At 62.9% G+C, this 26,593-nt stretch carries 27 protein-coding genes; 10 read left to right on the top strand and 17 right to left on the bottom strand.

What is annotated here, in order from left to right; all coding sequences use genetic code 11:
- Positions 1-85 precede the first annotated feature (85 nt).
- The 3 genes from HPO_RS13180 to HPO_RS13170 are packed head-to-tail and all read right to left on the bottom strand — an operon-like array spanning position 86 to position 2,508.
- Complete coding sequence (locus HPO_RS13180) at positions 86-1,147, bottom strand: zinc-binding dehydrogenase (RefSeq protein ID WP_051612612.1); 1,062 nt, start codon at positions 1,145-1,147, stop codon at positions 86-88.
- Between the two features lie 27 nt (positions 1,148-1,174).
- Entirely contained in the window at positions 1,175-1,963 is a 789-nt protein-coding gene (gene budC, locus HPO_RS13175) for a meso-2,3-butanediol dehydrogenase (RefSeq protein WP_035599668.1), read from the bottom strand.
- A gap of 11 nt (positions 1,964-1,974) precedes the next feature.
- The gene (locus HPO_RS13170; RefSeq protein ID WP_035599665.1) at positions 1,975-2,508 is read right to left on the bottom strand and encodes a cupin domain-containing protein; all 534 of its coding nucleotides are present in this window, start codon (positions 2,506-2,508) and stop codon (positions 1,975-1,977) included.
- 167 nt (positions 2,509-2,675) lie between these two features.
- Here HPO_RS13170 and HPO_RS19845 point away from each other — a divergent pair, with 167 nt between their 5' ends.
- Positions 2,676-3,338: a TetR/AcrR family transcriptional regulator gene (locus HPO_RS19845; RefSeq protein WP_051612611.1), complete on the top strand. Its 663-nt coding sequence runs from the start codon at positions 2,676-2,678 to the stop codon at positions 3,336-3,338.
- Here the strand turns inward: HPO_RS19845 and HPO_RS13160 are convergent.
- Both HPO_RS13160 and HPO_RS13155 read right to left on the bottom strand, forming a co-directional pair.
- Positions 3,335-3,586: a DUF3297 family protein gene (locus HPO_RS13160; RefSeq protein WP_035599662.1), complete on the bottom strand. Its 252-nt coding sequence runs from the start codon at positions 3,584-3,586 to the stop codon at positions 3,335-3,337. The two genes, HPO_RS19845 and HPO_RS13160, sit on opposite strands and share 4 nt — an antisense overlap.
- 51 nt (positions 3,587-3,637) lie before the next feature.
- A complete protein-coding gene (locus tag HPO_RS13155; protein ID WP_162174046.1) occupies positions 3,638-4,162 on the bottom strand; it encodes a murein L,D-transpeptidase catalytic domain family protein in 525 nt (174 codons plus the stop codon).
- A gap of 180 nt (positions 4,163-4,342) precedes the next feature.
- Here HPO_RS13155 and HPO_RS13150 point away from each other — a divergent pair, with 180 nt between their 5' ends.
- The 5 genes from HPO_RS13150 to HPO_RS13130 all read left to right on the top strand — a co-directional run bounded on the left by HPO_RS13150 (position 4,343) and on the right by HPO_RS13130 (position 9,923).
- Positions 4,343-5,431, top strand: a complete 1,089-nt coding sequence (locus HPO_RS13150) for a phosphotransferase family protein (protein WP_035599660.1) — start codon at positions 4,343-4,345, stop codon at positions 5,429-5,431.
- A gap of 71 nt (positions 5,432-5,502) precedes the next feature.
- Complete coding sequence (locus tag HPO_RS13145; protein ID WP_422120099.1) at positions 5,503-6,657, top strand: MFS transporter; 1,155 nt, start codon at positions 5,503-5,505, stop codon at positions 6,655-6,657.
- Positions 6,658-6,701: 44 nt separating this feature from the next.
- Positions 6,702-7,610: a hotdog family protein gene (locus HPO_RS13140; RefSeq protein ID WP_051612609.1), complete on the top strand. Its 909-nt coding sequence runs from the start codon at positions 6,702-6,704 to the stop codon at positions 7,608-7,610.
- A 71-nt stretch (positions 7,611-7,681) separates the two neighbouring features.
- On the top strand, positions 7,682-8,959 hold the full coding sequence (locus HPO_RS13135) for a metal-dependent hydrolase family protein (RefSeq protein WP_035599657.1): 1,278 nt from the start codon (positions 7,682-7,684) through the stop codon (positions 8,957-8,959).
- A 112-nt stretch (positions 8,960-9,071) separates the two neighbouring features.
- A complete protein-coding gene (locus HPO_RS13130; protein WP_162174045.1) occupies positions 9,072-9,923 on the top strand; it encodes an OmpA family protein in 852 nt (283 codons plus the stop codon).
- Between the two features lie 4 nt (positions 9,924-9,927).
- Here the strand turns inward: HPO_RS13130 and HPO_RS13125 are convergent, their stop codons facing one another.
- The 6 genes from HPO_RS13125 to HPO_RS13100 are packed head-to-tail and all read right to left on the bottom strand — an operon-like array spanning position 9,928 to position 15,845.
- Positions 9,928-10,998: a DUF2855 family protein gene (locus tag HPO_RS13125; protein ID WP_035599654.1), complete on the bottom strand. Its 1,071-nt coding sequence runs from the start codon at positions 10,996-10,998 to the stop codon at positions 9,928-9,930.
- Between the two features lie 21 nt (positions 10,999-11,019).
- Positions 11,020-11,763: an enoyl-CoA hydratase/isomerase family protein gene (locus tag HPO_RS13120; protein WP_035599651.1), complete on the bottom strand. Its 744-nt coding sequence runs from the start codon at positions 11,761-11,763 to the stop codon at positions 11,020-11,022.
- Complete coding sequence (locus tag HPO_RS13115) at positions 11,760-13,091, bottom strand: cytochrome P450 (RefSeq protein ID WP_233349131.1); 1,332 nt, start codon at positions 13,089-13,091, stop codon at positions 11,760-11,762. The genes HPO_RS13120 and HPO_RS13115 overlap by 4 nt, the downstream gene beginning before the upstream one ends.
- A gap of 46 nt (positions 13,092-13,137) precedes the next feature.
- Positions 13,138-14,475: a cytochrome P450 gene (locus HPO_RS13110; RefSeq protein WP_157532832.1), complete on the bottom strand. Its 1,338-nt coding sequence runs from the start codon at positions 14,473-14,475 to the stop codon at positions 13,138-13,140.
- 31 nt (positions 14,476-14,506) lie between these two features.
- A complete protein-coding gene (locus tag HPO_RS13105) occupies positions 14,507-15,421 on the bottom strand; it encodes a pseudouridine synthase (RefSeq protein WP_035599647.1) in 915 nt (304 codons plus the stop codon).
- 22 nt (positions 15,422-15,443) lie between these two features.
- Entirely contained in the window at positions 15,444-15,845 is a 402-nt protein-coding gene (locus HPO_RS13100; RefSeq protein ID WP_035599644.1) for a hypothetical protein, read from the bottom strand.
- 225 nt (positions 15,846-16,070) lie between these two features.
- Between HPO_RS13100 and HPO_RS13095 the strand changes: the two genes are divergently transcribed.
- The 3 genes from HPO_RS13095 (at position 16,071) to ctrA (ending at position 18,770) form a co-directional block, all read left to right on the top strand.
- A complete protein-coding gene (locus tag HPO_RS13095; RefSeq protein ID WP_035599641.1) occupies positions 16,071-17,081 on the top strand; it encodes a flagellar biosynthesis protein FlhF in 1,011 nt (336 codons plus the stop codon).
- Between the two features lie 4 nt (positions 17,082-17,085).
- Positions 17,086-17,922 carry a nucleotide-binding protein gene (locus tag HPO_RS13090; RefSeq protein ID WP_035599637.1) on the top strand — a complete coding sequence of 279 codons (837 nt, stop codon included), beginning with the start codon at positions 17,086-17,088 and terminating at the stop codon, positions 17,920-17,922.
- A 134-nt stretch (positions 17,923-18,056) separates the two neighbouring features.
- Positions 18,057-18,770, top strand: a complete 714-nt coding sequence (gene ctrA, locus HPO_RS13085; protein WP_035599634.1) for a response regulator transcription factor CtrA — start codon at positions 18,057-18,059, stop codon at positions 18,768-18,770.
- A 98-nt stretch (positions 18,771-18,868) separates the two neighbouring features.
- Here ctrA and rnhA read toward each other — a convergent pair whose 3' ends face one another.
- The 5 genes from rnhA to HPO_RS13060 are packed head-to-tail and all read right to left on the bottom strand — an operon-like array spanning position 18,869 to position 23,982.
- Positions 18,869-19,318, bottom strand: a complete 450-nt coding sequence (gene rnhA, locus HPO_RS13080; RefSeq protein WP_035599815.1) for a ribonuclease HI — start codon at positions 19,316-19,318, stop codon at positions 18,869-18,871.
- 43 nt (positions 19,319-19,361) lie between these two features.
- On the bottom strand, positions 19,362-19,952 hold the full coding sequence (locus HPO_RS13075) for a hypothetical protein (RefSeq protein WP_035599632.1): 591 nt from the start codon (positions 19,950-19,952) through the stop codon (positions 19,362-19,364).
- The gene (locus HPO_RS13070) at positions 19,949-20,935 is read right to left on the bottom strand and encodes a homoserine kinase (protein WP_035599630.1); all 987 of its coding nucleotides are present in this window, start codon (positions 20,933-20,935) and stop codon (positions 19,949-19,951) included. Before HPO_RS13070 ends, HPO_RS13075 begins: the two co-directional genes overlap by 4 nt.
- 11 nt (positions 20,936-20,946) lie before the next feature.
- Entirely contained in the window at positions 20,947-22,446 is a 1,500-nt protein-coding gene (locus HPO_RS13065; protein ID WP_035599627.1) for a spinster family MFS transporter, read from the bottom strand.
- 39 nt (positions 22,447-22,485) lie between these two features.
- On the bottom strand, positions 22,486-23,982 hold the full coding sequence (locus HPO_RS13060; RefSeq protein WP_035599625.1) for a spinster family MFS transporter: 1,497 nt from the start codon (positions 23,980-23,982) through the stop codon (positions 22,486-22,488).
- A 271-nt stretch (positions 23,983-24,253) separates the two neighbouring features.
- Here HPO_RS13060 and HPO_RS13055 point away from each other — a divergent pair, with 271 nt between their 5' ends.
- Positions 24,254-25,837, top strand: a complete 1,584-nt coding sequence (locus HPO_RS13055; protein ID WP_035599624.1) for an ABC-F family ATP-binding cassette domain-containing protein — start codon at positions 24,254-24,256, stop codon at positions 25,835-25,837.
- On the opposite strand, the gene radC is transcribed toward HPO_RS13055, so the two are convergent.
- Complete coding sequence (gene radC / locus HPO_RS13050; RefSeq protein ID WP_035599622.1) at positions 25,830-26,576, bottom strand: RadC family protein; 747 nt, start codon at positions 26,574-26,576, stop codon at positions 25,830-25,832. The genes HPO_RS13055 and radC overlap by 8 nt on opposite strands.
- Between the last annotated feature and the right edge of the window lie 17 nt (positions 26,577-26,593).

The raw sequence follows: 26,593 nt of genomic DNA, 5'->3' as shown, positions 1-26,593 counted from the left end.
CGAAGGATGGCAAGCGGTGCGATCGCCAGCCCCGGCTCGTCCTTCGACTTCGCTCAGGATGAGCCGTTCGGGGGGCAGCGGCGCCTCAGGAATTGGGATCGATCAGGACCTTGATCTCGCTGGGGTTTTTCGCGAGGCTCTCGAAAGCCGCTTCGGTATTGGCGAGTGGCTGGCGGCTGGTGATGAGGCGGGCGGCCTTGTCCGGGTGCGCCTCTATCATGGCAAGGGCAGCGGCGAACTCTTCCGGGCGGTAGGCGAAGCTGAACTCAAGCGTCAGTTCACGGAGGATGCCGTCAAGCGGGGTGAGCTTCTCCTCATGCGGGCAGACGCCGGCCACGATGATATGGCTGTGCGGCGGGGCGCCCTTGATCACCTGATCCAGCATCCCTTGGGCGCCGGTGCATTCGAAGATGTTGGCGCCGGGCGGCAGGCCGCGGAAATCCCGCTCAAGCAGGGGTGACATCGGATAAGGCGTCAGCTTCAGATCGCCCCAGTGATCGAAGGCAGACCCGGCCGACGGATCTATGACAATGTCGGCGCCCAGCGCGCTGGCGGCGCGGCGGCGCTCTGCGGAGAAGTCTGCCGCGAGGATGGGCCCTCTGCCCTGCAGGCTGAGCGAGAGGATGACGGCGAGGCCGACCGGGCCGCAACCGATGACGACATTTGGCGCGCGGTTGCGGCTGGCCAGATTGGCCGCATGCAGACCAACGGCCAGCGGCTCGCTCAGCGCGGCAAGATCATGCGGTACACCCTCAGGGATGCGGAAGCTGCGGCAGGCATCAATGCAGGAAAGCTCGGCCAGCCCGCCGCCATGGGCGGGCGAGAGGCCGATGGTCTGCGGGCCTTCATGCGTGTGCGTGAAGGGCAGGCCGGTGATGATGTCGCCGGGCCTGATCTGCGTCTCCGTGCCCGGCGCGATGCCGATCACTTCAGCGGAAAACTCATGCCCGGGAATGATCGCCGGCATCTGGGACAGGGCTTCCGGCGGCAGGGTATCGGCCATGGCCGCCATCTGTTTGCGGGCGCTGAGATCACTGCCGCAGATGCCGGTGAAGATCGGCCGGACGAGGAGTTGGCCAGGCGCAGGCGAGGGGTCCGGCATCTGGCGTATGCTGATGGATTTGCCCTGAAGAACGGCGGCGCGCATGATACGTGTCCTGATGCTTGCTGCGGGTCAGCTCTGGGGCGGAAGGGCGAAGCGGGCGACTTCCGGCTGGCCGGTGTGCGCGGTGGTGCCGCCATCGGCCACCATGATCGTGCCGGTGACATAGGAGGCGTCTTCCGAAGCCAGGAAGGCCACGACGCTGGCCATCTCTTCGGGCTGGGCCGCGCGGCCGAGCGGGATGCGGCTTTCCCATTCTTCCTTCAGGCCCGGCAATTGCTGGGCACCCGCGGTAATCGGTGTAACGACGAGGCCGGGGCAGAGCGCGTTGACGCGGATGCCGTCGCGGGCATGGTCTACCGCGAGGGCGCGGGTGTAGTTGATGACGGCGCCCTTGGCAGCGTTATAGGCGGCGAAGCGATAGTCCCCGCCCATGCCAGAGATGGAGGCCGTATTCACGATGGCGCCGCCGCGCGGCATGTGGGGTATGGCGAAGTGGCAGGCATAATAGACGCTGTGCAGGTCTACCGCGATGACACGTTCCCATTCCGCAGGCTGAATTTCCACGCTGGTGCCGAAGCTGCCGATGCCGGCGTTGTTGAAGAGGATGTCGATGCGGCCATGGCGATCCACAGCCGCCTTGATGAGCGCTTCGATATCGGCGGCGCTGGAGACGTCGCATTTGATGGCCATGGCCGTAGCGCCAAGGTCAGCCGCGATGGAGGCGCCGCCATTATCGTTCAGGTCCGCCAGCACCACATGGGCGCCTTCGCGGGCCAGCAGACGGGCGGTGGCCGCGCCAATACCGGAGGCGGCGCCGGTGATGACGGCGACTTTGTTCTCAAATCTTTTCCGGGTCATGCGAGGCTCGCCTATTGCGCGCTGCTGGGCGGGGCTTCGGTGGCCCAGGCCGGGCGGCGCTCCTTGATCACATCGGTGATCTTCGCCCAGGCGGGCAGCGTCTTGGCCAGGAACTTGATGTCGAAATTCTCTTCGCTGCGGAATTCCAGCACCTCGACGCCTTCCGGGCCGGGTGTGTAGCGATAGGCTTTGTCCTTGCCGATGAAGAAGCCGTCACCCTTGCCGAGCTTTTCCGTTCCGAGCTGCAGCGTGCCGGCGACGATATAATAGAGGCAATCGGCATTGTGCGTGTGCAGAGGAAGCGGGAAGCCGCTCTTGAACCAGGCATAGGTGAGGCTGAAGCCGGGGCGGGAAAAGAGGGTTTTCACCACGTTGCCTTCAGCAAAGCCTGCTTCCAGCGCGCCGCCGATGCCAGCCTGCATGTCTTCATTGAGATCGGCCACTTCCATATGGCCTGTCTCGTCCAGCGTGGGCGCAGAGGCAAAGCGGAAAATTTCCATACCGGCCGTATTGGCAGACGGTTCCGTCGCGGCAGTTGTGGTCATGTGTTCCTCCCGTGCCGGATGATTTCTTGTTATGGCTTCGAAAAGCCTCTGGCGCCGCGCCCGGCAACGCGGCAAGCTGGAAAATTAGTATCATGGTTAGAAAAGTAGTCAATGTTGACTATTTTCGAGCCGGATAGCCAGGATGACGAGTGGGGAGCGCAGTCTTGATGGGTATGAACGACAGGAGCGATCCGCTGCCGCATACGCTGGCGGCACGCCCCCGGCGAACGCGGCGGGGCGAAGAAACGCGCCGGCAGCTGATCACTGCGGCCATCGAATGCCTGTGTGAGCGGGGCTATGCCGCCACCTCCATCGAAACGGTGATGGAGCGGGCGGGCGTCAGCCGGGGGTCAGTGCTGCACCAGTTCCCGACGCGGATCGCGCTGATTACCGGCGCGGTTGAGGCGGCGATGGACCAGATGATGGAGCATACGCGAGAGCTGATGCGCGCCTTACCCAATCCGGTGGCCCGGTACCGGGCGATGTGCGACCTGTTCTGGGAGTCCCAGAACATTCCCGAGGGCGCCGCCATTACCGAGGCGCTGCTGGCCTCGCGGTGGGACGCCGCGCTGGGAGAGGCATTGCGGCCCATCGGTATGCGGGTCGAAGCGGAGATTGACCAGGATACATGCGCCACGGCGATTGCTGCCGGGGTGAAGGATGTTGAGGCGGCCATGGTGCATGCCCGCGTGCTGATCCTGACGCTGCGCGGCATCACGCTGGAACTGATGTATGACAAGAACCGGGCGATGATCCACAAGGCCCTGGAACAGATCCGCGCGCAGCATAAGGCGCATTGCGAGGATATGCTGGGGCCGGAACCGGCTTAGCCCTGGGCTTCCTCGTCCTTGAACCAGACCTCGACCGGCCCCTTCAGGGTCAGCTGCATCGGCCGGCCCTTGCGGTCCACAGCCTTGCCGGCGGACACCTTTATCCAGCCCTCGGAGATGCAATACTCCTCGACGGTGGATTTCTCTTCACCGCGAAAGCGCACGCCAATGCCGCGCACCAGCACGTCATAGTCGTAGTACGGGCTGTTGGGATAGATCGAGAGACGGTCGGGAGGTGTATCGGTCATGGCCGGGGTTTAGCCGCCTCGGGCGGGGCGGATCAAGCAAAATAGGCGGCGTTATTTGCCGACGAAGATCAGCGTGCCTGCGGGCACTTCGTTTGCGAACGCGGCCAGGTCGTCCTTCGAGAACACGATGCATCCGTTCGACCGGCCGAGCTTGCCATGGCGGGTAAGGAAGGCGGGCTCTGCATAGTCGGCGGCATGGACGACGATTGCCCGCTCACGGGAGGTGCTGTTGGTTTTGTCCAGCCCATCTAGGCGGAAGGACCGGCCATGCTTGCCGGTATATTCCTCGGCGAAACGGAAGGTGCCTTCGCTGCTCGCCTGTGAACCGGGCAGGCTGGAGAAACCGTCGAGATAGCCGTCATGATCCTTGTCGGTGCCCATGCCATGGGCGGCGCGATAGGCCGAGACGGCGCCCGTTGCCAGATCGATGACATGCAGCCGCTTCTTGCTGGAATGCTGGCCATAATCGACGATCACCAGCTTTCCGCTGCTGCCGCCATCGCGGGCGTGCGCTTCCATCGCAGCGAGGGCGCGTTCCAGCAGTTCCGGGCGTATGAGCCCGTCCGGATCGAGCATTTTTGCCTGCGCGCTCAACCCGGCGCTGGAAAAGATCAGAAAGATCAAGGCGCAAAAACGGAATGCGGTTCTCATCCTGGTATCCTGAAAAGGTGACGCGACGCGGCGGCAGGTCTTGGCGGGACGGCGCGGACTTGTATGGTATCCATACAGAATCCGGCAGAATTGAGAGAGACCAAAATGGCAGAGGGCGATACCGCACAAGACCTGTATTCCGGCACCAAGGAAGTCGCCGAGTCGCATCGTTTTGACGAAGCCAAGCTGGCTGCCTGGATGGAAGCGAATGTCGAGGGGTATGAAGGCCCGCTGGTGGTGCGCCAGTTCAAGGGGGGGCAGTCCAACCCGACCTATCAGCTGATCACGCCGAAGAAGAAATACGTGATGCGCCGCAAGCCGCCGGGCAAGCTGCTGCCGAGCGCACATGCGGTGGACCGCGAGTTCACGATCATCAACGCCCTCTATCCGCTCGGCTATCCGGTGGCCCGCCCCTACGGCCTGTGCCTGGATGAGAGCGTTACCGGCACGATATTCTATGTGATGGACTGCGTGGAAGGCCGCATCCTGTGGGATGGCACGCTGCCGGAGTATCAACCCTCAGAGCGCCGGGCGATCTATGAAGCCAAGGTGAAGACCTTCGCCGACCTGCACAATGTGGACTGGCGGAAAGCGGGCCTCGAAGGCTTCGGCAAGGAGGGCGACTATGTTGCCCGCCAGATCCACCGCTGGACGAAACAGTATAAAGCCTCCGAGACGATCCACATTCCGGAGATGGAAAAGCTGATCGAATGGCTGCCGGCGAACATCCCGCCGGGCGACACGACGACGATTGTTCACGGGGACTACCGCCTCGACAACATGATCCTGCATCCGACCGAGCCGAAGGTGATCGCGGTGCTCGACTGGGAGCTGTCGACGCTGGGTGATCCGATTGCGGATTTTTCCTACCATCTGATGAACTGGGTGATGCCGCCGGGGGATTCGGCGCGTGGCTCGATCATGGCGATCCCGGACCTGAAGGCCTGGGGCATTCCGACGATGGAAGAATATGTGGGCCTTTACTGCGAGCATACCGGCCGCAAGGGCCTGCCGGAGCTTGACTATTACTTCTCCTACAATGCCTTTCGTCTGGCCGGCATCCTTCAGGGGATCATCGGCCGCGTGCGCGACGGCACTGCCAACAGCGCGAATGCCGAGTCGAATGCTGCCCGCGTGGTCCCGCTGGCACGGTTCGCTTATGAATATGCCCGCCGCGCCGGCATGCCGGGGTGAGGCCTGAGCCTTCCAGCCCGCCGGCCCCTGAGGGTGGCCGGCGGCTGCTGACGCGCCGGGATTTGCTGTTGCTGGCACTGGCGAGCGCCGTTGTTACGGCAAACGCCTATTACATCCACCCGATCGTCGCCCTTGTGGCGAAGGATTTCGGCGTTTCGCCTTCGGGCATCGGTCTGGTGCCCGCGCTGAACCAGATTGCACTTGCAGTCGGGATTTTCGTGCTGCTGCCGCTGGGCGACCGGTTCAGCAACCGTCAGCTGGCAACCGTGTTTGCCGCCGGGCAGTTCCTTGGGCTGATGATGATGGCCTTTTCGGGCAGCTTCTGGCTGTTCGTGGCCGGATCGACTTTCCTCGGCTTCTCGACGATTACTCCCTATCTGCTGCCTGCTTATGCCTCCAAGCGGGTGGAGCCTCAGCGTCTCGGCCAGGTGACAGCGACGCTGACAACCGGAGTGATTGCCGGCATCCTGATCGCCCGTGTGGGCGCTGGCTGGGTGGGCGAGCATCTGGGCTGGAGAACGGTCTACTATATCGCCGCCTGTGTCATGCTGGCGATCACCCTGCTCCTTCCACGGATCATGGAGGGGCGCGAGAAATCCGCTGCAGAAGGGCCGGCAGAGAATTATTTCGGCCTTGTCCTCTCGGTCATCCCGATTGTGCGGCGCCATCCCGAAGTGGTGCTCTCCGGCGTGATCCAGGGGCTCGGCTTTGGTATTTTCCTGTCCGTGTGGCTGACGCTGGGGCTTCATCTCACCAGCCCCGAGATGGGCTATGGCACCGATACGGTCGGCTATCTGGCGGCGCTGGCGCTGCTGAACCTGATGACGACCGCGCCGCTGGGCGCCTGGGCAGACCGGGTGGGCGCGCGGAAGGCGCGCTTCCTCATTTCTCTGGTGCAGTTTGCCGGTGTCTGCCTCCTCGGAGTTTTCGGGCACAGCCTCTGGCTGCTGATCATCCCGCTGACGCTGATGAACGTTGTCGGCCCGCTGATTGACGTGACGGGGCGGATGACGTTCCTGAGCCAGTCGCCCGGCGTGCGGACCCGGCTGATGACGGCCTATATCGTGCTGATGTTCATCGGCGGCGGACTTGCCAGCTGGGGCGCAACCTTTGTGTATGAGCAGGCGGGTTGGGATGGGACAACGCGGCTGGCACTGATCCTCTCAGCCTTGCTGGTGACGCTGTCCTTTCTGAGTATGCGTTTCATGGGGCGCGGCAAGACGTGACCCCGCCGCCTGAACATGGCAGGATCGATCAAAAGGGAGATGTTATGACCGAAATTCTCAAAGGCCCGCTGCGCAGCCCCGTCAATATGCTGACCGAGCAGAAATATGGTGGCCACAAATCCCTGCATGATGACGCAGAAGCCGCGCGCCTTGGCATCAAGGCGGGGCCTATCGAAGGGCCGACACATTTCCAGCAATTCGTGCCGTTGCTGGCGGACGTCTGGGGCAAGGACTGGTTTGAACGCGGTTGCTTCTCCTGCCATTTCCTCAACATGGTGTTCGATGGCGAGAAAGTCCGTGCCGAGATTGACAAGCCTGCGCCGGGCGCCACGCGCACGGCGGCGCGGGCCTTCAAGGAAGATGGCACGCCCGTGCTGGAAGCCAGTGCCACGCTGGGCCCGGACCATGGCGAGACACTGCTGGAGGCGCGGATGAAGGCGCTGCGCCCCGCGAGCGATCTCGTCATCCTGGCGGACATGAAGGTTGGCCTGCAGGGCGCCGCCGAAGAACGTGTGCGGATGGGGCCGGATCAGAATATGGGCGATCTCTATCCCTTCTCGCTGGCAGAGAAGCTGGCCGTGATCACCGAGAATGACCCGATGTATTCGGATGCCGGCGCCTCGCCCTGGGGGCGTCCGGTGGTGCCGCTCGAAATGGTCAGCGTGCTGGCCAACTATTCCAGCCATGGCGCCCGCTTCCCGGTGAAACATCCGAGCATTGGCCTGTTTGCCGATCTGGAAATCCGGATGATCGAGGGACCGCTTTTCGTGGGCGAGGAATATGTGCTGCGGCGGGAGGTCGTGGCGCTTTCAGAATCGCGGCGGGTGGAGAATTACTGGATCCGCACGCGCATCTTTGATGCCTCCGGCCAGAAGCAGGTGGCCGAGATGCTGCTCAATCACGGCGTGATGAAGGCGAGCTATCCCGAATATCCCAAGGAACGCCTCGCCTGACGTATCGGGGGCGATTGCATCGACGGTAAGGGGCGCTACCCTGCGCGCGATATCTCTGGGAGGGATTACCCGTGAAGAAACTGATTGCCGCCGCGCTCGGCGCGCTCACCCTGTCAGCCCCGGCTATCGCCGAGGATGCCGTCATCCATGCCGGCCATGTGCTCGCCAAGCCGGGCGAAGGCTATCTGACCCGCCAGACAATCCTGGTTGAAGATGGCCGCATCGTGTCGATCACGGCCGGCTATTCGACGCCGAAGAACTATACGGTGATCAATCTGCGAGACGCCTATGTGCTGCCGGGGCTGATCGACAGCCATGTGCACATCACCAGCGAGAACGGGCCGGGCGGGCGCATCAAGGATTTCGAGGATTCCGAGGTCGACACCGCTTTTGATGGCGCTGCCTTTGCACTGGTAACGCTGAAGGCGGGGTTCACCACGGTTCAGGATGTGGGCGCGCCCAACGATTCCATTTTCGGCCTGCGCGACGCCATTGCGCGCGGCGCTGTGCCGGGCCCGCGTATGCGTGCCTCCGGAAGCAGCGTCGCGATCACCGGCGGGCATGGGGACATCAACGGCTATTCCTCGCGCGTGATGGCAGCCTTCACGGGCAGCAGCATCTGCAACGGCGCTGATGATTGCCGCCGGGCCGTGCGCCAGCAGATCAAGGAAGGCGCCGATCTCATCAAGATCACCGCGACCGGCGGAGTGTTGTCCAACACCGCTGCGGGGCTGGAACAGCAATTCACCGATGAGGAGCTGGCCGCCATCGTGGACGCCGCTCACAAGATGGGCCGCAAGGTGACCGCGCATGCCCATGGCAAGAGCGGGGTAGATGCGGCGCTGCGCGCCGGCATCGATTCCATCGAGCACGGCACGTACCTGGATGCCGAGTCTATTGCGCTGTTCAAGCAAAGCGGCGCCATTCTGGTGCCCACCGTGCTGGCAGGGGCGACGGTGACCGGCTGGACGAATGAACCCTGGCTGCCGGCGCCGTCACGGGCCAAGGCGGCGCAGGTTGGGCCGTTGATGCTGGAGATGCTGCGCCGGGCGCATGAGGGCGGTGTGGCGGTGGCCTTTGGCACCGATACCGGCGTCTCGCGCCATGGGGACAATGCCCGGGAATTTGCGCTGATGGTTGAGGCTGGGTTCACGCCCGAAGAAGCCATCCGGTCAGCGACGGTCGTGGCGTCCGAGCACCTTGAAATGGCCAAGGACATCGGCACGCTGGAGCCGGGCAAATATGCCGACCTGATTGCGGTGACCAAAGACCCGCTGAAAGACATCCGCGTGCTTGAGGCGGTCGAGTTCGTGATGAAGGGCGGAGAGGTCTACAAGTCCGGCAAGTAATTTGCAGGGCGACAGGGACGCGGCCTCCCGCTTTGACGGCGGGGGCTGCACCGCTTATGCATTTATGATGGTAAATCCTGCCTGCGCCGGCGTTACCCCTGTGAGGAAAGTCATGGCTATCCGCTCCTGCCTGCTTGTTTCGGCCGCGTTTCTGACGCTGGGCGCCTGTAGCGACACGGCCCCTGCTTCTACCCGTGCGGCGGCCCCAGCCGCCTCAACGGCGGGCGGAGACGAATGTGTGCCGATTGCGGACGGGATGTATGAGATGCGGGATGGCCGCCTGCTGGTGAGCACAACGCCGCCGGAACTTGCCGCCAATAATCCGGCGCTCTGGGCGCAGGAAATTCAGACAGGGCTGCAGGCCGCAGGAATTGACTGGCTTGGCATCACCATGCGCGATCAGGTGGCCGTGGTGACCGGCTCAGCGCCGGACGCCGGCGCCAAGGCGCAGGGCCTTGCTGCCGGATTGGCCGCCATTGAGGGGCATCCGCGCGCGGGGGCTGCCGGGATGCTGGTCGTGGATGGCATTTCAGTTGAGGGCGGCGAAGAGGGCCTCGGCGTGCCGCTGGCGGCGCTGGCGGGTCAATTGACCACGGCGGAAAGCTGTCAGGCGGCGTTCAATGCGACCTCCAGGGACCGGGTCATTCAGTTTGGCACCGGCAATGCCAATATCTCCCCGGTCAGCCTGCCGCTGGTTGATGCGCTGGGCGGGGTTGCCATGCTCTGCCGGGCCTTCGGGATCGAGATTGGTACGCATACGGATACACGCGGCGCGGACGACTATAATTTGCGCGTCTCGCAAGAGCGGGCCGATGCCCTGCGCGCCTATCTGATCGGCAAGGGGCTGCCCGAAGAGACGCTGAAAGCGGTGGGCTATGGCGAAAGCCGCCCGATCGACACAGGTTCGACGGCTGAGGCGCATGCCCGCAATCGCCGGACCGAGTTCACGGTAAAGCCGCGCTGAAGCCTCAGAAGCTGAGGATCAGGCCGGTCGACGGGGAGACCTTGGCGTCCAGCGTCTGGCGCCAGGCTGTCTCGATGGCGGCGCGGCCCTTCTGATGTTCCGGCGTCAGGTATTTTGACGAGGCAGCATAGAAACCCGCCAGAGATTTGCCCGTCCGCGCATTGAGTTCATCCGCCCCCAGCGCCTTGGCACGCTCGGCGGCATATGTTGGTACAAAGAAGAATTCCGGCTGGGGGCCGGGCGCCTCCACCGGCGCGCGATTGCCTTCCCAATCTGTCACGCCAATCACCAGGCTGCGCACCAGCCGGTCTTTCAGGGCGTGATGGACATCGGCTGTCAGCGCCGGGCGGCCAAGGAAATCCACATATGCGGTGAGGCCGCGGGCATGCAGGCTGTCGACTTCATCATAGGTGGTGGTGCGCGCATAGAGGCCGGAGGCTTCGACAAAGGCCTTGTTGGCCGGTGAGGTGAGGCCGATGGCTTCCACGGCGCCCCGCTGTTTCAGGCAATGGGCAAGCGCCAGGGCCGTTTTCGACGAGGCAGAGGAGATGACGACGGTTTCGGGAATGTCCGCGCCCGTTTCCATCAGGCAGTCATCGATCATCCAGCCGGTGGTGAACAGCGGACGGAACAGCATCTGCTGGGCTTCGAAGGCGGGATCGTAGGAGGGGTCCGCGGCGTTGAAGATGTAGGTGTTGTAGATCGGCGCGAGGCCCTGACGGTGGGCGGCGCCGTCCATGAAGCTCGCCGCGCTGACGCGGATAGGTGAAACGTCGAACTGTTCGGAGACCGGCAGGTAGCCATAGACCCGCGCGCCGGGCGCGACGCCCTCGGCTTTCGACTCGGTCACGGTCGCAAAGCCCCAGACCGGCACGCGGCCAAAGGCCGGATCGGCGGCAGGGAAGAAACTCCAATAGCCCATCGCCTCGCCAAACGTGGCATAGGTGACGTTGTTTGCGGTGAGCGCGAAGGCATCGACCTTCAGGCGGGCCTGGCCGTCAGCGAGCGGAGCCGCAGGCGTTTCGGTCCAGCTTGTGTCGCGCAGATTGCCGCGACGGATCAGAAAGTCAGCCATGTCTTGTCCCCTTTTCAGGGCTCAGCTGCGGCCTTTCCCCATGAATGCGCCGATGCGAGCCTGCATGTCCGGGCCTACACCCTCATTGTTAAGTATTTCCCATTGCAGGCCGCTGTCCATATCCCGCGCGTCCGTTGCCTCCAGAAGGCGTTTGTTGGCAGCATGACTGAACGGTGAATTTGCGAGGATCTGACGGGCGATTCCGTCGATGGCGGCATCAAATTCCGCATCCGGAACAACGAGTTCTGCAAGGCCCATCCGGTGCGCCTCGGCGGCGCCGAACATTTCGGCGGTGAACATCAGGCGCTTGGCGGTGGCAATGCCGACGCGCCGGGGCAGGCGCTGGCTCATGCCCCAGATCGGGGTGAGCGCCCATTTGGCGTGAGTGTCGCCAAACTTTGCGCTTTCGGCGGCGATGATGAAATCGGCCGCCAGCGCCACTTCCAGGGCGCCGGTGTAACAATGCCCGTGCACGGCAGCGATCACCGGTTTGGGCAGGCGCTCCATCAGGCGGAGGGTTTCCGAATGCCAGCCGCGCGAGGGCACAGCTTCGCCTTCGGCGATATCGGCAAGATCGTGCCCGGCGGAGAAACACCGCCCGGCGCCGCGCAATACCACGCAGCCGATGGAGTCGTCCTTGTAGAGCGCGAGCACATGTTTGCGCAGCTCCTCGAACATACCCACGGTGAGCGAGTTGAGCTTGTCCGGGCGGTTCAGCGTCAGGATGGCCAGCCCATCGCGGTCTTCGCGGAGAACGACGCTCATTTGCCGAGATCCACCATCAGCGACGAGATCGCATGCACGAAGTTGTTCGGCGCAATTGTCTGCTCACCGGTCCATCGCACATTCGGGAAGCGGCTGAGAATGTTCCGGTAGGCCGATTCCAGCTGCATGTTCGCCACACGCTGGCCAAGGCAAACATGCGGTCCATGGCCGAAGGAAAGATGTTCCTTGGCGTTGGCGCGGTCGATGTCGAAGGTGTTGGGATCTGCAAACTTTGCCGGGTCACGGTTGGCGGCCGGATAATACATCACGACCTTTTCGCCCGCAGCGATCTTCTGGTCACCCAGTTCGGTGTCCTGCGTGGCGGTGCGGCGCATATAGGTGACAGGTGTGACCATGCGGATGGCTTCATGCACGAAATTGGGGAAGCGCTCGGGCTTCTCCTTCAGCTGCTCGCGCAGATGCGGATTTTCCGTCAGCAGGCGCATGGTTCCCGAGAGGGAGTTGCGCGTGGTATCGTTCCCCGCAAAGACGATCAGCAGCCAGGAACCATCGAGGAATTCCGGCGAGAGCGGCTTGCCGTCGATCTGCACATTGGCGATGGCGGAGAGAAGGTCCGGCTGCGGATTTTTGCGCCGCTCATCCAGCAGGTAGCGCCCATATTCGAACATGGCCTGGATTTCGGTCATGAAGGTCATGATCTGCTCAGGCGTCACATTGCCGAGACCTTCCTGCTGGGCCTGGTATTGCGAGGTCTCCAGGAAGTGCATCCAGTGGACGAGCTTCGGCCGGTCGGCCGGCGGCACGCCGAGGATTTCGCAGAGCGTGAAAAGCGGCAGTTCGGCAGAGAACATCTCCACCATGTCGACCACGGGCCCCTGCTTCTCCATCGCGTCGAGCAGACGGTTGACCTCCACATCCACGCGCTTGCGAAGTTCGGCAACAAAGTCGGCGCGGAAATAGGCCATATGCTCCATGCGGAGCGGCGTGTGGAAGGGCCGGTCCAGATTGATCAGCGAGTTCAGCGAAGAGGAATGCAGCAGCGGATGGCGCGGAACGCCCTCCATACCGTAATTCATCAGGATGCCGCCTTTCTGGGATGAGAAAGTTTCGGGCGCCAGCTCGACTTTCTTCACCAGATCGTAGGACGTAACGGCCCAGAATCCTGCGCCGAGGACTTCCGGATGCCACATGACGGGGGCTTTCTCGCGCATTGTCGCGAACGCGTCATGAGTGTAGCCACCATTGTCCGAGAAGACGGTCGGCTGGGTCAGGTCCACCGGCGGCGTGAGGGCGTGAGCCTTGCCGAATTTCGGTTCCTTCGGCGGGCTTTCAACCTGATAGGTTTCGGTGACATTCAGAAGCGTCATTGATCCTGCTCATTGTGATGGCGCCTCCCCTCAGGGAGGCGATTAACTAGAATTTGTACCGTACCGGGATGGATTTCGGGCCGCCGACGAAGTTGGCCTTGATGAAGCTCGGCTCTCCGGCCAGCTCGATCGATTTCACGCGGCTGAACAGCTCCTCATAGATCGCCTGCATTTCGAGGCGGGCAAGGTGCATCCCGAGGCACATATGGCCGCCATAGCCGAAGGAGATCAGCTTGTTGGGCGAGCGGTCGGCGCGGAAGGTGAAGGGATCGTCGAAGACTTCCTCATCCCGGTTGCCCGACGGATAGCAGAGCAGAACGCTCTCCCCTTTCAGGATCTTCTTGCCCCGGAGTTCATAGTCATCCTGCGCGGTGCGCATGAAATGCTTCACCGGCGTCGTCCAGCGGATGGCTTCGTCCACGGCCGTGCGCGAGACGGCCTTTGGATCGGCCATCATCTTTTTCAGCTCGGACGGGTTCTGCAGCATGCCGAGCACGCCGCCGCCGGTCGATGCGCTGGTTGTGTCATGGCCCGCAGCGGCCACGATGATGTAATAGCTCATCGCTTCCAGCTGGCCGATCGGCTCGCCGTCCACCATGCCATTGGCGATGACGGTGGAGACATCATCCTTCGGGGTGGCGCGCCGGTCGGCCGTGATGTTGGTGAAGTACATGAAGAATTCGGCCAGCGTCGCCTGGATCGAGGCGAGGCCCTTTTCCACATCGCGCTCCTCGGCGAGGGATTTGTCGCGCATCAGGTCTTCATCCTGCGCGCCGAAAATCTCCTGCGTCAGCTTCAGCATCATCGGTTCATCCGATTCCGGAACACCGAGGATCTGCATGATCACGCGCAAGGGATAATAGAGCGCCACATCGCGCTGGAAATCGCACTCCCCGCCCATGTCTTCCATCCGGTCGACATACTGTTTGGCGATGGATTTGATGGCGTCTTCGCGCTTCTTCACATTCTGCGGCATGAACCATTCCTGGGTCAGGTGGCGCAGCTTGTAGTGCAGCGGGTCGTCCAGCTGGACGAGGGTTTTCAGAAGGTGGGGCTGGCCGAACTTGGCGTAAACGCCCTTCTCCGCCTCGTGATAGGAGAGCATCTCGCGCTGGCCGTTTGTGAACAGCTGGTTCTGGCGAGAAATATCCATGATGTCGGCATGCTTGGTGGCCGCCCAGAAGGGACGGAAGCCTTCAGGCTCGCACCAGGCCAGCGGATCTTCGGCGCGCAGCCGCTTGAAGGCCGCGTCCAGCGCCGCCTGGTCGGCATAGACGGCCGGGGTGACGATCTGATCGCAGGTGGCCGCTGCTGCTTCGCTCATGCGGCGCGCAGGGTCTTTCTTTGTGTCCGGCGGAACCGCCAGCACAGCTGTATCGGACATGTGAAAAGCCTCCAGAGCGTGGGGTGCGGATCTAGGCCCGCTTTCCCTTTACTCTAGTCGAAGGCCCCCGCCTGCCAAGGCGTGACTTAGGGGCAGGAGCGGGCTTGGCGGGCGCAGAATCGACCTTGTGGCCCAGCTCTGCCAGCGCCGCTTCGAGGAGGTCGGAGGGCACCTGATCCACCTGGCCTGGTTTCAGATCTGCCAGCACAAACGGGCCATAACTCACCCGGATCAGGCGGTTCACCGTAAGGCCCACCGATTCCAGCGCCTTGCGCACTTCCCGGTTCTTGCCCTCTGTCAGTGTCACGGTCAGCCAGGAGTTGGCGCCCATCTCCCGGTCGAACACCGCCTTGATCGGCTGGTATTTCACGCCCTCGACCGTAATGCCGCTCGCCAGTTCGTCGATCTTCAGCTGCGTCACCGTTCCCTTGGCGCGGACGCGGTAGGTGCGCTCGAGCGCCGATTTCGGCAGTTCCAGGAAGCGGGCGAGTTCCCCATCATTGGTGAGGAGGAGCAGGCCCTCGGTGGTCAGGTCGAGCCGGCCAACGGTAACGGTCCGGGGCAGGGATTTGGGCAGCTCGTCGAAAATCGTGCGCCGGCCGGCCGGATCGTTGGTGGTGGTGATCAGGCCAGCAGGCTTGTGGTAACGCCAGAGGCGGCTGGCATCAGGCGCCCGAACCGTCTTGCGGCCAACCTTGATCAGCTCCTTGCCGGTCACCTTGAAGGCTGGGGATGTCAGCTTCTGGCCGTTAACGGTCACTTCGCCCGCCTCGATCAGGCGTTCGACCTCGCGGCGGGAGGCAATGCCCGCCCGCGCCAGATATTTGGCGATACGCTCGCCTTCCGACCAGTCGGCCCGGGCGGCAGCAGATTTGTGGGCAGGGGCGGGCCGTTTCGCGCCGGAAGGTTTCCGGTTCGGGCGGGCCGTCTCGCGACGCTCCGTCATGGCAGTGTCTTTCTATGTGGCTTCAGCCGAGGAATTGCAGGACTGGCGCGCCAATAGCAAGGCCGAGCGCCACCTCAGTGGCCATCCAGATCGGGATGATGCGCGTATCGCCGAGTTTCGAACGATCAAACAGCAGCGAAACCACCCGGCCAAACGCTGCGCCAAACCATCCCGCTGCAATCGGCATCACCGCCAGGGCAGACCCGGCCGGCGGGGTGAGCAGCACAATGCCCAGCGCTACAGCGTGAACCAGGAAGAGAAGGCCGCCATATGTGGCGCGGAACTCCGAATAGCCCCCGCCCTTTGCCGGATCGGCTTTGAGGCGGACGACACCCGAAGCCCATTCGGGCACAAGGAGGGCGCCCAGCCCCATCGCTGCCCCGAGCCCAAGCCCTGTAATCGCTGGAATTTCTGTCAGCGGCATGACGTTTCCCTGCGTTTTCCTGATGTCAGGATAGGCCGTCCAGCCAGCAAGGCCAGTCGGGTCCGCGAAACGTTACAAACACCCTGCTTTCCTGAATTTCCTGTAAACCCTAACGCAATTTCGGAAAAAATTAACCTTTGGGCGGCTTGATCAAATCGAGTTCAGCGGCGCCCCAGAGAATCACTCCCCACTCCCGCCGCAGCGTAACCTGAGGACACGACGCCCATGCGCATGAAGATGTTCGCCGCAGAATCGATGGAAGCTGCCAAGGCGATGATCTTTGCGGAAATGGGCGCGGATGCGGTGATCCTGTCCGAGCGCGAAGTAGATGGCGGCGTGGAAGTGCGCGCGGCCACCGACCGGAAAGGCGCATCAGCTGCCGGGAACGAGCCGCTCTTCCTGCGCGACGCCCGCAATCTCGGCCATGGCCGCGGCGTGGACAATCCGATCTTTGCCCGCGTGCGGGACGCGCTGCTGTGGCATGGCGCCCCGCAACGCTTTGCCGAGCGTGTGGCCAATGAAGGCGCTGGCCGCCGCCCGGGCGAGTTCTCGACGCCTGAGGAGGCGATGGCCGAGGGCCTGTCGCGCCTTGTGACCTGCGATCCTATTCCGGCCCGCCTGGACCGCGACATTCTTCTCGTTGGTCCGCCCGGCCATGGCCGCACCTCGACAGCAGCGAAGCTGACCCGCCGCGCTTCGGTGGCGCGGGCCGAGATCACGCCGCTGGCGGCTGACCTCGACGGGTCTGCAGCCGGTGAGCAATTGGCTGCCTATCTCGAGCGCGAGCGCGGGCAGATCCGGGTGGCTGAAACGCCCGATGCGCTGTTCAGTGAGCTGAGATCCCTGCGCAATGAAAGCCGCCGCTGCGTGATCGACCTGCCGGCTATCAACCCCTTCGAGGGCGATGATCTGGCGAGCCTTGGCGATCTCGTGGCTGCCATCCGCGCCGAGCCGGTGCTGGTCCTTTCTGCTGAGGGGCACCCGGACGATCTGGCCGAGTCCGCCCGCGCTTTCCACCGCGCAGGTGTTCGCCGCGCTATCCTGACCAAGCTTGATGTTGTACGCCGCCGGGGCGGGGCCATCGCGGCTCTTACCTCATCAGGTATCGCATTCTCGCATCTGGCAATCACGCCGTTCATTGGTGGCGGGCTCGTCCCGGCCGCCCCGTCACGTCTTGCTGCGCTTCTTATGGAAGACGCCCGCGGCGATGTGATTGCCCTCAGAGGAGCTGCATGATCCCATGAGCTTTGCCCTTCGCAGATCGCAAGACCGCCCGCCCGTTCGTCCGCCCCCGCGCGTGACGCCGGCTTCCGTCATCACCGTTGCCAGTGGCAAGGGCGGGGTCGGCAAGACCTTTGTATCCATCTCTCTGGCCTCGTCCCTGGCGCAGGCCGGCCGCCGTGTTTTGCTGGTGGATGGCGATCTTGGCCTTGCCAATGTCGACGTTCAGCTGGGCATCGCGCCGGAGACGGATCTGGCGGCTGTGGTGGCTGGCTGGGTTGAGCTTGAAGACGCAGTTACCCCGATTGATGGCGGCGCAGGCCATGGCGGGTTCGATGTGCTGCCGGGCCGTTCGGGCTCCGGTGCGCTGGCTGAGCTGCCCACGGAAGAAGTTGCGCGCCTTGCGGCCGGTCTCTCGGCGCTGGCGCTGCAATATGACCATGTGGTGATTGATCTTGGCGCCGGCATCGAAGCCAACTGCATGCGGCTCGCCCGCTCGGGCGACAAGGCGCTGATCGTCATTACCGATGATCCCGCCTCGATGACCGATGCCTACGCCTTCATCAAGGTGCTGCGCGGCTATGCCCCGTCGGTTGAGCCGCTGATCTGCATCAACCAGGCCGATACGCGCGCGGCAGGTCAACGTACCTATGAAGCCATTGCGCGCGCCTGCCAGACCTTCCTCGGTTTCCGGCCTCGCCTTGCGGGTACGGTCATGCGCGACCCGAAGGTTCGCGATGCAATCCGGTGTCAGAAGACGCTGATGTCAATCGATCCCCAGGCCCAGCCTGTTCAGGATGTGATCGCGGTGGCCCAGGTCATGATGGGCCAGGCCTCCGCAGAGCTTGGCAACTGATCCGTTCAGGGAAAGTGAATCATTTCGTCTGTGGTCCAACGCTTTTTTAATACCTGTTAATAAAGGTACGTTAGGATTCACAATGTTAACCAAAACAGCTACGACTGACTTTAAGATGATTCGGGAGACGAGCGATGCGCGTCCTGCTAATTGAAGATGATCGGGCGCTGGCCCGTTCGATCGAGCTGATGCTCAAAGCCGCTGGCTTCAACGTCTATCTCACTGATCTGGGGGAAGACGGCGTTGATATCGGCAAGGTCTACGAGTTCGACATGATCCTCCTGGATCTGTCGCTGCCTGACATCACAGGCTTTGAAGTTCTCAAGCAGCTCCGCATGAGCCGTGTGAACACGCCCGTCATGATCCTCTCGGGCAATCCGGACATTGAAGCCAAGGTGAAAACCCTCGGCTACGGCGCGGACGACTACCTCACCAAGCCGTTCAACAAGGACGAGCTGATCGCCCGCATCACCGCCATTGTGCGCCGCTCCAAAGGCCATGCCGAGAGCGTGATCCGCACGGGCGAGATCCTGGTGAACCTCGACGCCAAGACGGTCGAAGTGGAAGGCGAGCGCGTCCACCTCACCGGCAAGGAATACGCCATGTTCGAGCTGCTTTCCCTGCGCAAGGGAACGACGCTCACCAAGGAAATGTTCCTCAACCACCTTTATGGCGGCCTCGACGAACCAGAGCTGAAGATTATCGACGTCTTCATCTGTAAGCTGCGCAAAAAGCTGCAGCAGGCCACCGGTGGCAACCACTATATCGAAACCGTCTGGGGCCGTGGCTATGTGCTCCGTGATCCGCGTCCCGGCCAGAAGGCTGGCGAGATCGAGGAAGCCGCCTGAGCTTCCGTTGAGATTTGAAATTGAGCGCCCGGAAAGCCAGACTTTCCGGGCGTTTTCATGTCTGTTGACAGAGTATCGGCAGGCAGAGGAAGCGGCGGCTATTTCCGCCCGCGCGCCTCATCGGTGCCTTTGCGCGCGAGGGCGTCGGCGCGCTCATTGCCTTCGTCGCCATTGTGGCCCTTCACCCATTTCCAGGTGATATCATGGCGTTTGCAGGCTTCGTCCATCGCCATCCAGAGCTCCTGGTTTTTCACCGGCTTCTTGTCGGCGGTTTTCCAGCCATTGCGTTTCCAGCCCTTGATCCATTTGGTCAGGCCGTCCTTCACATAAGTGGAGTCAACATTGAGCGTGACCTTGGACGGACGCTTGAGGGCGTTCAGCGCTTCGACCACAGCGGTCATTTCCATCCGGTTGTTGGTCGTCGCCGGATCGCCGCCATAGAGTTCCTTCTCATGGCCGTTCCAGCGGATCAGCGCGCCCCAGCCACCGGGCCCGGGATTCCCGCTGCAGGCGCCATCGGTCCAGATTTCGATTACATCATCAGTCATCATCGCGAGGTGCGGGGCTTCGGCGCCTGCGTCAAGGCGGGCTTTAGAAGACGCTTACATCCAATTGCGTGAGTTGCCGGGCCGGCTGCACGATCGTGTGGAAAAGAAAGCCGCAGAAGGTGCCGGCGACGCCTCCGATGGAAGCCCCCCCAACCAGCGCGCCGAGGCCGGAGGCGAAGCTGTCGGTCAGCCCGAACAGGCAGGTTGTCCCGCCAACAAGAAAGGCGCCCCAGATGGCCCCCCAGCGAAGATAGGATTTCACCCCGGCGATACGCCGATAGGGAAAGCGGGCAACGGAAAGTCCCATCACAATTGCGGCGGCAGGGATGGTGATGAAAAACAGAATGAAATTCAGCGCTGAAAGCTGGGCTGCCAGCAGGAAGCCGCCGCCGAACTCCCCGGCGCCTGTTGGCGGTCCTGCGCCCATGCCGCCGAGGCCCGTAAAGATGGCGCTCAGCGCCAGCACCAGAAAGCCGATAATCGCGACGGACAGGCAGGCAACGAGGGCGCACAGGAAAACTGCCAGCTTGACCCGTTTGAAGCGCCTGGGCTGCATATCCAGGGTATAGGTGGGCGCCGCCTCAGCGGGCGCGGGCGTCTTGCCTTGCGGGTCGGAAGCTGTGTTTTCCGTCATGCCCCATAGCCCTCGGCGGTTTCCATCTTGCGATGGAAAGCCAGCCGAGCGGCGTATTCAAGGGGGTTTTTGGGCCGCACGAGGGCGCCCGCCGGTGTAGACGTCCAATCGGCAAGCCGCGTCAGGAAAAAACGCATCGCTGAGCCGAGGCAGAGCGCGGGCAGCGCTTCAAGCTCTGCGGCCTCCAGCGGACGCACGGACTGATAGCCCGCGATCAGCGCCGAACCTTTGGAGAAATTGTATTCCAGCCGCGAGGCGTCCGTCGCGTTGCCTTCTTCGAAGGCCCAGGAATTGAGGCAGACGGCGAGATCATAGGCGAGCGCGTCGGTGCAGGCGAAATAGAAGTCGATGGCGCCCGTGAAGGTGTCGCCCAGGAAGAAGGCATTGTCCGGGAAGAGGTCGGCGTGGATCGTGCCGCGTGGCAGGTGATCTGAGAAGGCGCGGGCGGCATTGATCCTGACGAAGCAGGCATCGACCTCATTTGAGAGGCCCGGCTGCAGCGCGTCGGCATTGCCCGCGCAGCCCTCCCACATGCGACGCCAGGAGGCGGGCCCGAGCGCGTTTTCGCGGCGCCCGTCAAAGCCTCCCAGCGCCAGATGCATCCGCGCGAGCCCTTCGCCCAGCGAGCGGCATTGCCTCGCATTCGGCCGCTTGGGCGAAAGCCCCTCAAGGAAAGTGACAATCACGGCCGGCCGGCCTTCCAGCGTGCGCAGCGCCTCTCCATCCCGGCCCATCACGGGCTGCGGGCAGGGAAAGCCCTGCGCGGAAAGATGCTGCTTGAGGCCAATGAAGTAAGGCAGGTCAGCCGCGTTCACCCGCTTTTCAAAGAGGGTGAGAATGTAGCGCCCTTTGCGGGTCTCCAGATAATAGTTCGAATTCTCGACGCCCTCGGCAATGCCCTTGAACGCCAGCGCCTCGCCGAGATCATACTCGGCGAGGAAGGATGAGAGCGCTTCGTCTGAAACCTGTGTGTATACCGCCATAGGCGGCGCCCTTACGCAGTTTTCGGCAGCATGTCACGATGCAGTGTTTTGCCGGCCAGCAGGTAATGGATCGCTGCCCAGCCATAGAGCGTGGCAAAGATGATGATCGACCACTGCAGGCCGCGCGCATCGGCGTCGCGGCAGGCCGCAACCTGATCTGCTGCCAGCCCGGTTACATCCTTGCACATCGACAGTGTGAGCCCGAGATCATTCCCGCTGAGCATCATGGTCTTGAGGCCGGTGGACAGGAAACCGATCAGCGTTGGGCCAAGGCCGATGCCGATCAGATTGACCGCGAACAGGGTGATCGCCACCGCCGTGGCCCGCGTGCGGCTGTCCACAACGCCGGCAGAGACGGCATACATCGGCCCGAGATAGAAATAGTGCAGTGTGGCGGCCAGCATCAGCGGCGGGATCATCAGCGGCACGGTGGGGCTGAGATAGCCGAGCCAGTAAAGCGGCACCGACAGGCCCATGCCGAGGGCGGGCATCCAGGAAAGCGCCGTCGGGTAACGCACCGACAGCTTGTCAGCGAGGAAGCCGGACAGGAACACGCCCAGGGCTGCCATGAGGCCGAGCACCAGGGAGAAGATCAGCGCGGCCTGCGTCAGTGTCAGGCCATGTGTGCGCAGCAGGAAGGATGTGGAGAAAGCGGCGACGCCATATCCGGCAAAGGAAGCAATCGCAGCGCCGGCAACGACATGAACATAGGTCGGCTTCTGCATCAGATCCTTGAGCACGGTGCCGAACCCATCGGGTACAGCTTTGCGGGGCGCGCCCGGAGGGTCCGAATAGCCGCGCGGTGGTTCTTTCACGGTGAAGAAAAGAATGAGGGCAAACAGAACGCCGGGCAGGCCCACGGCAATGAACGCGATCCGCCAGCCCTCAAGGCTGTTCCAGTCAACCAGGCCTTGCGCCCAGGTCCAGCCCCATGAGCCCAGAAGGTTGTAGACGTTTTCGCCCGTCACATAGTCGTTGATCGGACCGGCCGAGAGGCCCGCTAGCATGCCGCCAAGGGGCACGCCCAGCGCATAGATCGAGGCGGCCGTCGCGCGGCTGGTCGGCTTGAAATAATCCGCGATCACCGACTGGGCCGGCGGCGTGCAGCCGGCTTCGCCCACGCCTACCAGCAGACGGAAGATGAACAGCGTGAGGAAGCTCGTCGCAAAGCCGCACATCACCGTCATCAGGCTCCACAGGGTGAGCGAGATGACAATGATCATCATCCGGCTGCGCCGCTCGGCGACACGCGCAATCGGAATGCCGAGCGTGGTGTAGAAGATCGCGAAGGCGAGCCCCCCGAGAACGCCCATATGCCAGTCTTCAAGCTGCAGGGAGAGCTTCATCGGTTCGGTCAGGATCCCGAAGATCGACCGGTCGATGAAGTTGAAGATGTAAACAATGAGAAGTGAAGACAGCACATATCCGCGGTAAAGCGGTGTCCCAAAACCGGTGAGATAGCCCGGCTGGGTCGTAGCGCTTGTCTGGCTAGGGGTGGCGGCGTCGGTCATTCGGGTCTCCACGAATAGTCAGGCAAATTTTGCGGATTTTCAGATCGCAGGGCTCCAGCGGTCCTTAAGGAAGGTGCGGGAGGCGAGGAAGTAGAATGCGGCGGCAACCACGAAGAACAGCACCGTGGCCACCATCGACTGACGCAGGCCTTCGGCGTAGGCCGAGCAGAGCGCCGGGCCGAGCTCTCCGAGCTCTGCCATACGGCTGGCGCAGAAGCCGGGATTGAAGGTGGTAAAGGCTTCTTCCAACCCGTTCCTGCGGATAATTCCGCCCATGAAGGCGCTGCTCATCATGCCGGTAAACATCGGGCCGAGACCGTTGCCGATAAGGCTGACGATCAGCAGGAGGACTGAGACCGTTGTGGCGCGCGAGCGCGGGCTGACGATGGCCGTCGACACGGTGTATTGCGCGCCGAGATACGCGTAGTGTGCAATGGCAGCGATCATCCACATCCAGAATGCCATCGTCAGCGACGGCGTCATGAAGGCGGCGATATAGGCGGGAATAGCTACCAGCAGGCCAACACCAGGAAGCCAGGCGACCACCGCCGGAAAGCGCGGAGACAGTTTTTCTGACAGGAAGCCGCCGAGGAATGTGCCGAACGCGGCGACGGCTGCGAGCGGCGCGCCATAGCGGATGGCCGCTTCCGAAACGCTGACGCCATGCACGCGCATCAGGAACGGCGCCTGGAAGCTGATCAGGCCGTAGCCGACGAAGGCAACGAAAGCGGCGCCCAGCGACAGCGTCCAGAAGGTTGGCTTTGCGCTGAATTCCCGGAAGGCTTCAAAGAACCCGGCCTTCTCGACCGGCGCTTTGCCCTTGGGGTCTGAATAGCCGCGCGGAGGCTCGCGCGTGGTCAGCCACAGGATCAGGGCAACAAGAATGCCCGGCGCCCCGACAATCACGAAGACCAGGCGCCAACCTTCCACCTCTTCCCAGTTGATGCCCGAGAAGAGACCGCCCAGGCCAATCGAGGCCAGGAAGTTGCCGAAATCGGGGCCCTGCAGACCGGCGAGCGCGCCGCCGAAAAGCTGAGCCATCACCCCGCCGATGGTCACGCCCATCGAATAGATGCCGATCGCATTGGCGCGGCTCTTTGGGGGATAATAGTCTGTGATGATCGAGTTGGCGGGCGGCGTACAGCCGGCCTCGCCGATCGCGACGCCCACGCGGAAGAGAAGCAGCCAGATGAAACTCGCCGCCAGGCCGCAAAAGACGGTCATCACAGACCAGATGACCACGCACAGCGAGATGATGAAGACGCGGTTGCCCCGGTCGGCCCACATGGCGATCGGTATGCCCATCAGCGCATAGAACAGCGCGAAAGGCGGCCCGGTCAGCAGACCCCACTGCGTATCGGTTAGCGAAAAGGTGTTGATGATCGGCTGGGCGACGACGGTAATCACCGTTCGATCGATGAAGTTCAGCGTGTAGATCAGCGTGAGGGCAATGAGCACATAGGAGCGGTATGGCTTGCTGCCGAAACCGGTAATGTGGCCGTTGCCAGTTTCAGCCGCGTCTGCGGATGCCGTCATGTGTCGCTCGCCTCCCAGGGAAACGCGCTTCTGCCGGCGCGCCGTTGATGACCGAACGGTAACGGCCCCGTCGCGCCCTGCAAGTGTTATCGTGAGGGAAGGCGCAGAGGGAGCCTCTTCATTTCCGCCAGATGCGAGTTGAACTTTTCGTGAGCGATGCCTATCTGAGCAACCTTGCAAAGAATTCCACAGCCAAGCGTGAGGCCCTGCGTCATGAACGACCACCGGAAAACGACCGCCCTCGGATCAGTTTACCGGAAGAGTTCACACCATGCCCGCCTCCATAACCTTCGCCTCACTGAACTTTGCCCTGCCTGACGGCCGGGTTCTTTTTTCAGACCTTAGTTTTAGTCTCAATCAGGAACGCACAGGGATTGTTGGCCGCAACGGCGCGGGCAAATCCACTCTGCTCAAGCTGATTTCCGGCGCGCTGAGCCCTGCGTCCGGATCGGTCACGGTCGCCGGCACGACCGGTGTGTTGCGCCAGTCTTTTGAGCCCTCCCCGGAGGAGACCCTCGCGGGCCTTTTTGCGGTAGAGCCTGCACTTGCCTGTCTCCGGCATATCGAGGCGGGCGCCGGTACCGAGACCGATTTTGCTGAGGCCGACTGGACGCTGGAATCGCGGCTGGCTGAAACGCTGGGCCGCGCGGGCTTGCAGGGCGTGGGATTGGAGACGCCACTCGCCACCCTGTCGGGAGGTCAGCGAACGCGGGCAAGCCTTGCTGCGCTCATTTTTGCAGAGCCCGATTTCCTGCTGCTGGATGAGCCGACCAACAATCTTGACCGTGAGGGACGCGCCGCTGTGGCAGAGCTGCTGGCCGGTTGGCGCGGCGGCGCCGTGGTGGTCAGCCATGACCGGGAACTGCTTGAAAACATGGATGCCATCATCGAGCTGACATCACTCGGCGCGGCGCGCTATGGCGGGGGATGGAGCAGCTATGAAGCGCAGAAGGCGCGCGAGCTCGCAGCCGCCCAGCAGGATCTGGCGCATGCAGAACGGCGCGTCGAGGAGGCGGGGAAAAAGGCGCAGACCGCCGCCGAGCGCAAGGCAAGACGCGATGGCGCAGGCAGCCGCAAGGCCGCCAGGGGCGGCGCGCCCCGCATTTTGCTTGGCACACTGAAGAACAGGGCGGAAGATTCTTCCGGCGCTCTGGGGCGTCTGGCCGAGAGACAAAAGACTGAGGCAGAGGAGGCCGCAACCGAGGCGCGCGGCCGGGTCGAAGTGCTTCAGCCCTTCATCGTGAAACTCGCCCCCACGGCTCTTCCGCCGAATAAAGAGGTGGTACGCGTAGCCCGTCTTGCGGCGGGATATGATGCGGACCGCCCCGTAATCCGTGATCTGTCATTTGATCTGCGAGGGCCTGAGCGGGCGGCGATCTCCGGGCCGAACGGGGCGGGCAAGTCCACCCTGCTCAAGGTCATAACCGGCGCCCTGCCGGCGCTTTCCGGCGAGGCGCTGGTCCACGTACCCTGGGCTCTGCTGGATCAGGAGGTGAGCCTGCTGGAGGGCGCCGGCACTATCCTTGACAACTTTCGGCGTATAAATCCGGAGGCGGATGAAAATGCCTGCAGGGCTGCGCTGGCGCGCTTCCGCTTCAGGGCGGACGCGGCGCTTCAGCCGGTGGCCACGCTGAGCGGTGGAGAACGCCTGCGTGCCGGCCTTGCCTGCGTCCTCGGCGGGGGCGCCCCGCCACAGCTTCTGATCCTGGACGAGCCGACCAACCATCTCGACATTGCGTCCCTGGAAACCGTCGAAGCCGGGCTGAACGCCTATGACGGCGCGCTGCTGACGGTCAGCCATGATGAGACCTTCCTGGAGCGCGTGGGCGTGACCCGGAAGATCAGTCTCAGATGAGGCCGGAAGTGCGGAAGCTGACAACGCCCGATGTGCCGACCACGAGATGATCATGCACGGAAATATCGAAAGGGCCGAGCACATCGATAATTTCGCGCGTAATCGAAATGTCTGCGCGTGACGGCTTGGGGTCACCCGAGGGGTGGTTGTGAACGAGGATCAGGCTGGAGGCCTGAAGCTCCAGCGCGCGCCGGGCGATCTCCCGCGGGTAGACGGGCGCGTGATCCACCGTGCCATGGCCCATGATCTCGTCGACGATCAGCTGGTTCTTCCGGTCAAGGAAGATGACGCGGAACTGTTCGCGCTTTTCATGCTGAAGTTCCCGCCGGACATAAGCCACCAGGGCGGACCAGGATGAGATGATTTCCCTCGCCTTGATCTCTTCGCGCGCCGCGCGGGAATGAAGCTCGGCAATGGCCTTGATGTAGGCCGCCACCGTTTCCCCCACGCCGGGCACTTTCAGAAGGTCTTCGGCAGGCGCCGCGAGAATGGCCGAGAGGCAGCCGAACTTCCTTTCGAGTGCCTTGGCAATCGGCTTCACATCCCGGCGCGGAATGAAAGCCATCAACAGCACTTCGAGGATCTCGTAATCATCCAGGGCGCCGGCGCCGCGGTTCAGCAGTTTCGTCCGCAGCCTGTCCCGGTGGCCCTGCCAGTGAGGCTTGTCGGCTAGGGCTGGTGCAATGAAAAGGCCGCCGGCCTCATTCAATCCGTTTGCGGATGAAACTTCTGAACTCATAGTGTCAGCACGCGCCC

Source organism: Hyphomonas polymorpha PS728 (genome assembly GCF_000685315.1).
Taxonomy (GTDB): Bacteria; Pseudomonadota; Alphaproteobacteria; order Caulobacterales; family Hyphomonadaceae; genus Hyphomonas; species Hyphomonas polymorpha.
The sequence above is the reverse complement of the archived record's forward strand: the minus strand, read 5'-3'. Positions and strand labels throughout refer to the sequence as shown.

What these genes read in the sequence shown, in the direction of transcription:
- budC (WP_035599668.1), bottom strand. Translation starts at nt 1,963, where the DNA reads ATGACCCGGAAAAGATTTGAGAACAAAGTCGCCGTCATCACCGGCGCC.
- HPO_RS13055 (WP_035599624.1), top strand. Translation starts at nt 24,254, where the DNA reads ATGCCCGCCTCCATAACCTTCGCCTCACTGAACTTTGCCCTGCCTGAC.
- HPO_RS13150 (WP_035599660.1), top strand. Translation starts at nt 4,343, where the DNA reads ATGGCAGAGGGCGATACCGCACAAGACCTGTATTCCGGCACCAAGGAA.
- HPO_RS13130 (WP_162174045.1), top strand. Translation starts at nt 9,072, where the DNA reads ATGGCTATCCGCTCCTGCCTGCTTGTTTCGGCCGCGTTTCTGACGCTG.
- HPO_RS13075 (WP_035599632.1), bottom strand. Translation starts at nt 19,952, where the DNA reads ATGACGGAAAACACAGCTTCCGACCCGCAAGGCAAGACGCCCGCGCCC.
- HPO_RS13090 (WP_035599637.1), top strand. Translation starts at nt 17,086, where the DNA reads ATGAGCTTTGCCCTTCGCAGATCGCAAGACCGCCCGCCCGTTCGTCCG.
- HPO_RS13110 (WP_157532832.1), bottom strand. Translation starts at nt 14,475, where the DNA reads ATGTCCGATACAGCTGTGCTGGCGGTTCCGCCGGACACAAAGAAAGAC.
- HPO_RS13065 (WP_035599627.1), bottom strand. Translation starts at nt 22,446, where the DNA reads ATGACCGACGCCGCCACCCCTAGCCAGACAAGCGCTACGACCCAGCCG.
- HPO_RS13140 (WP_051612609.1), top strand. Translation starts at nt 6,702, where the DNA reads ATGACCGAAATTCTCAAAGGCCCGCTGCGCAGCCCCGTCAATATGCTG.
- HPO_RS13105 (WP_035599647.1), bottom strand. Translation starts at nt 15,421, where the DNA reads ATGACGGAGCGTCGCGAGACGGCCCGCCCGAACCGGAAACCTTCCGGC.
- HPO_RS13125 (WP_035599654.1), bottom strand. Translation starts at nt 10,998, where the DNA reads ATGGCTGACTTTCTGATCCGTCGCGGCAATCTGCGCGACACAAGCTGG.
- HPO_RS13120 (WP_035599651.1), bottom strand. Translation starts at nt 11,763, where the DNA reads ATGAGCGTCGTTCTCCGCGAAGACCGCGATGGGCTGGCCATCCTGACG.
- radC (WP_035599622.1), bottom strand. Translation starts at nt 26,576, where the DNA reads ATGAGTTCAGAAGTTTCATCCGCAAACGGATTGAATGAGGCCGGCGGC.
- HPO_RS13160 (WP_035599662.1), bottom strand. Translation starts at nt 3,586, where the DNA reads ATGACCGATACACCTCCCGACCGTCTCTCGATCTATCCCAACAGCCCG.
- HPO_RS13155 (WP_162174046.1), bottom strand. Translation starts at nt 4,162, where the DNA reads ATGCTCGATCCGGACGGGCTCATACGCCCGGAACTGCTGGAACGCGCC.
- rnhA (WP_035599815.1), bottom strand. Translation starts at nt 19,318, where the DNA reads ATGACTGATGATGTAATCGAAATCTGGACCGATGGCGCCTGCAGCGGG.
- HPO_RS13070 (WP_035599630.1), bottom strand. Translation starts at nt 20,935, where the DNA reads ATGGCGGTATACACACAGGTTTCAGACGAAGCGCTCTCATCCTTCCTC.
- HPO_RS13060 (WP_035599625.1), bottom strand. Translation starts at nt 23,982, where the DNA reads ATGACGGCATCCGCAGACGCGGCTGAAACTGGCAACGGCCACATTACC.
- HPO_RS13170 (WP_035599665.1), bottom strand. Translation starts at nt 2,508, where the DNA reads ATGACCACAACTGCCGCGACGGAACCGTCTGCCAATACGGCCGGTATG.
- HPO_RS13115 (WP_233349131.1), bottom strand. Translation starts at nt 13,091, where the DNA reads ATGACGCTTCTGAATGTCACCGAAACCTATCAGGTTGAAAGCCCGCCG.
- ctrA (WP_035599634.1), top strand. Translation starts at nt 18,057, where the DNA reads ATGCGCGTCCTGCTAATTGAAGATGATCGGGCGCTGGCCCGTTCGATC.
- HPO_RS13095 (WP_035599641.1), top strand. Translation starts at nt 16,071, where the DNA reads ATGCGCATGAAGATGTTCGCCGCAGAATCGATGGAAGCTGCCAAGGCG.
- HPO_RS13100 (WP_035599644.1), bottom strand. Translation starts at nt 15,845, where the DNA reads ATGCCGCTGACAGAAATTCCAGCGATTACAGGGCTTGGGCTCGGGGCA.
- HPO_RS13180 (WP_051612612.1), bottom strand. Translation starts at nt 1,147, where the DNA reads ATGCGCGCCGCCGTTCTTCAGGGCAAATCCATCAGCATACGCCAGATG.
- HPO_RS19845 (WP_051612611.1), top strand. Translation starts at nt 2,676, where the DNA reads ATGGGTATGAACGACAGGAGCGATCCGCTGCCGCATACGCTGGCGGCA.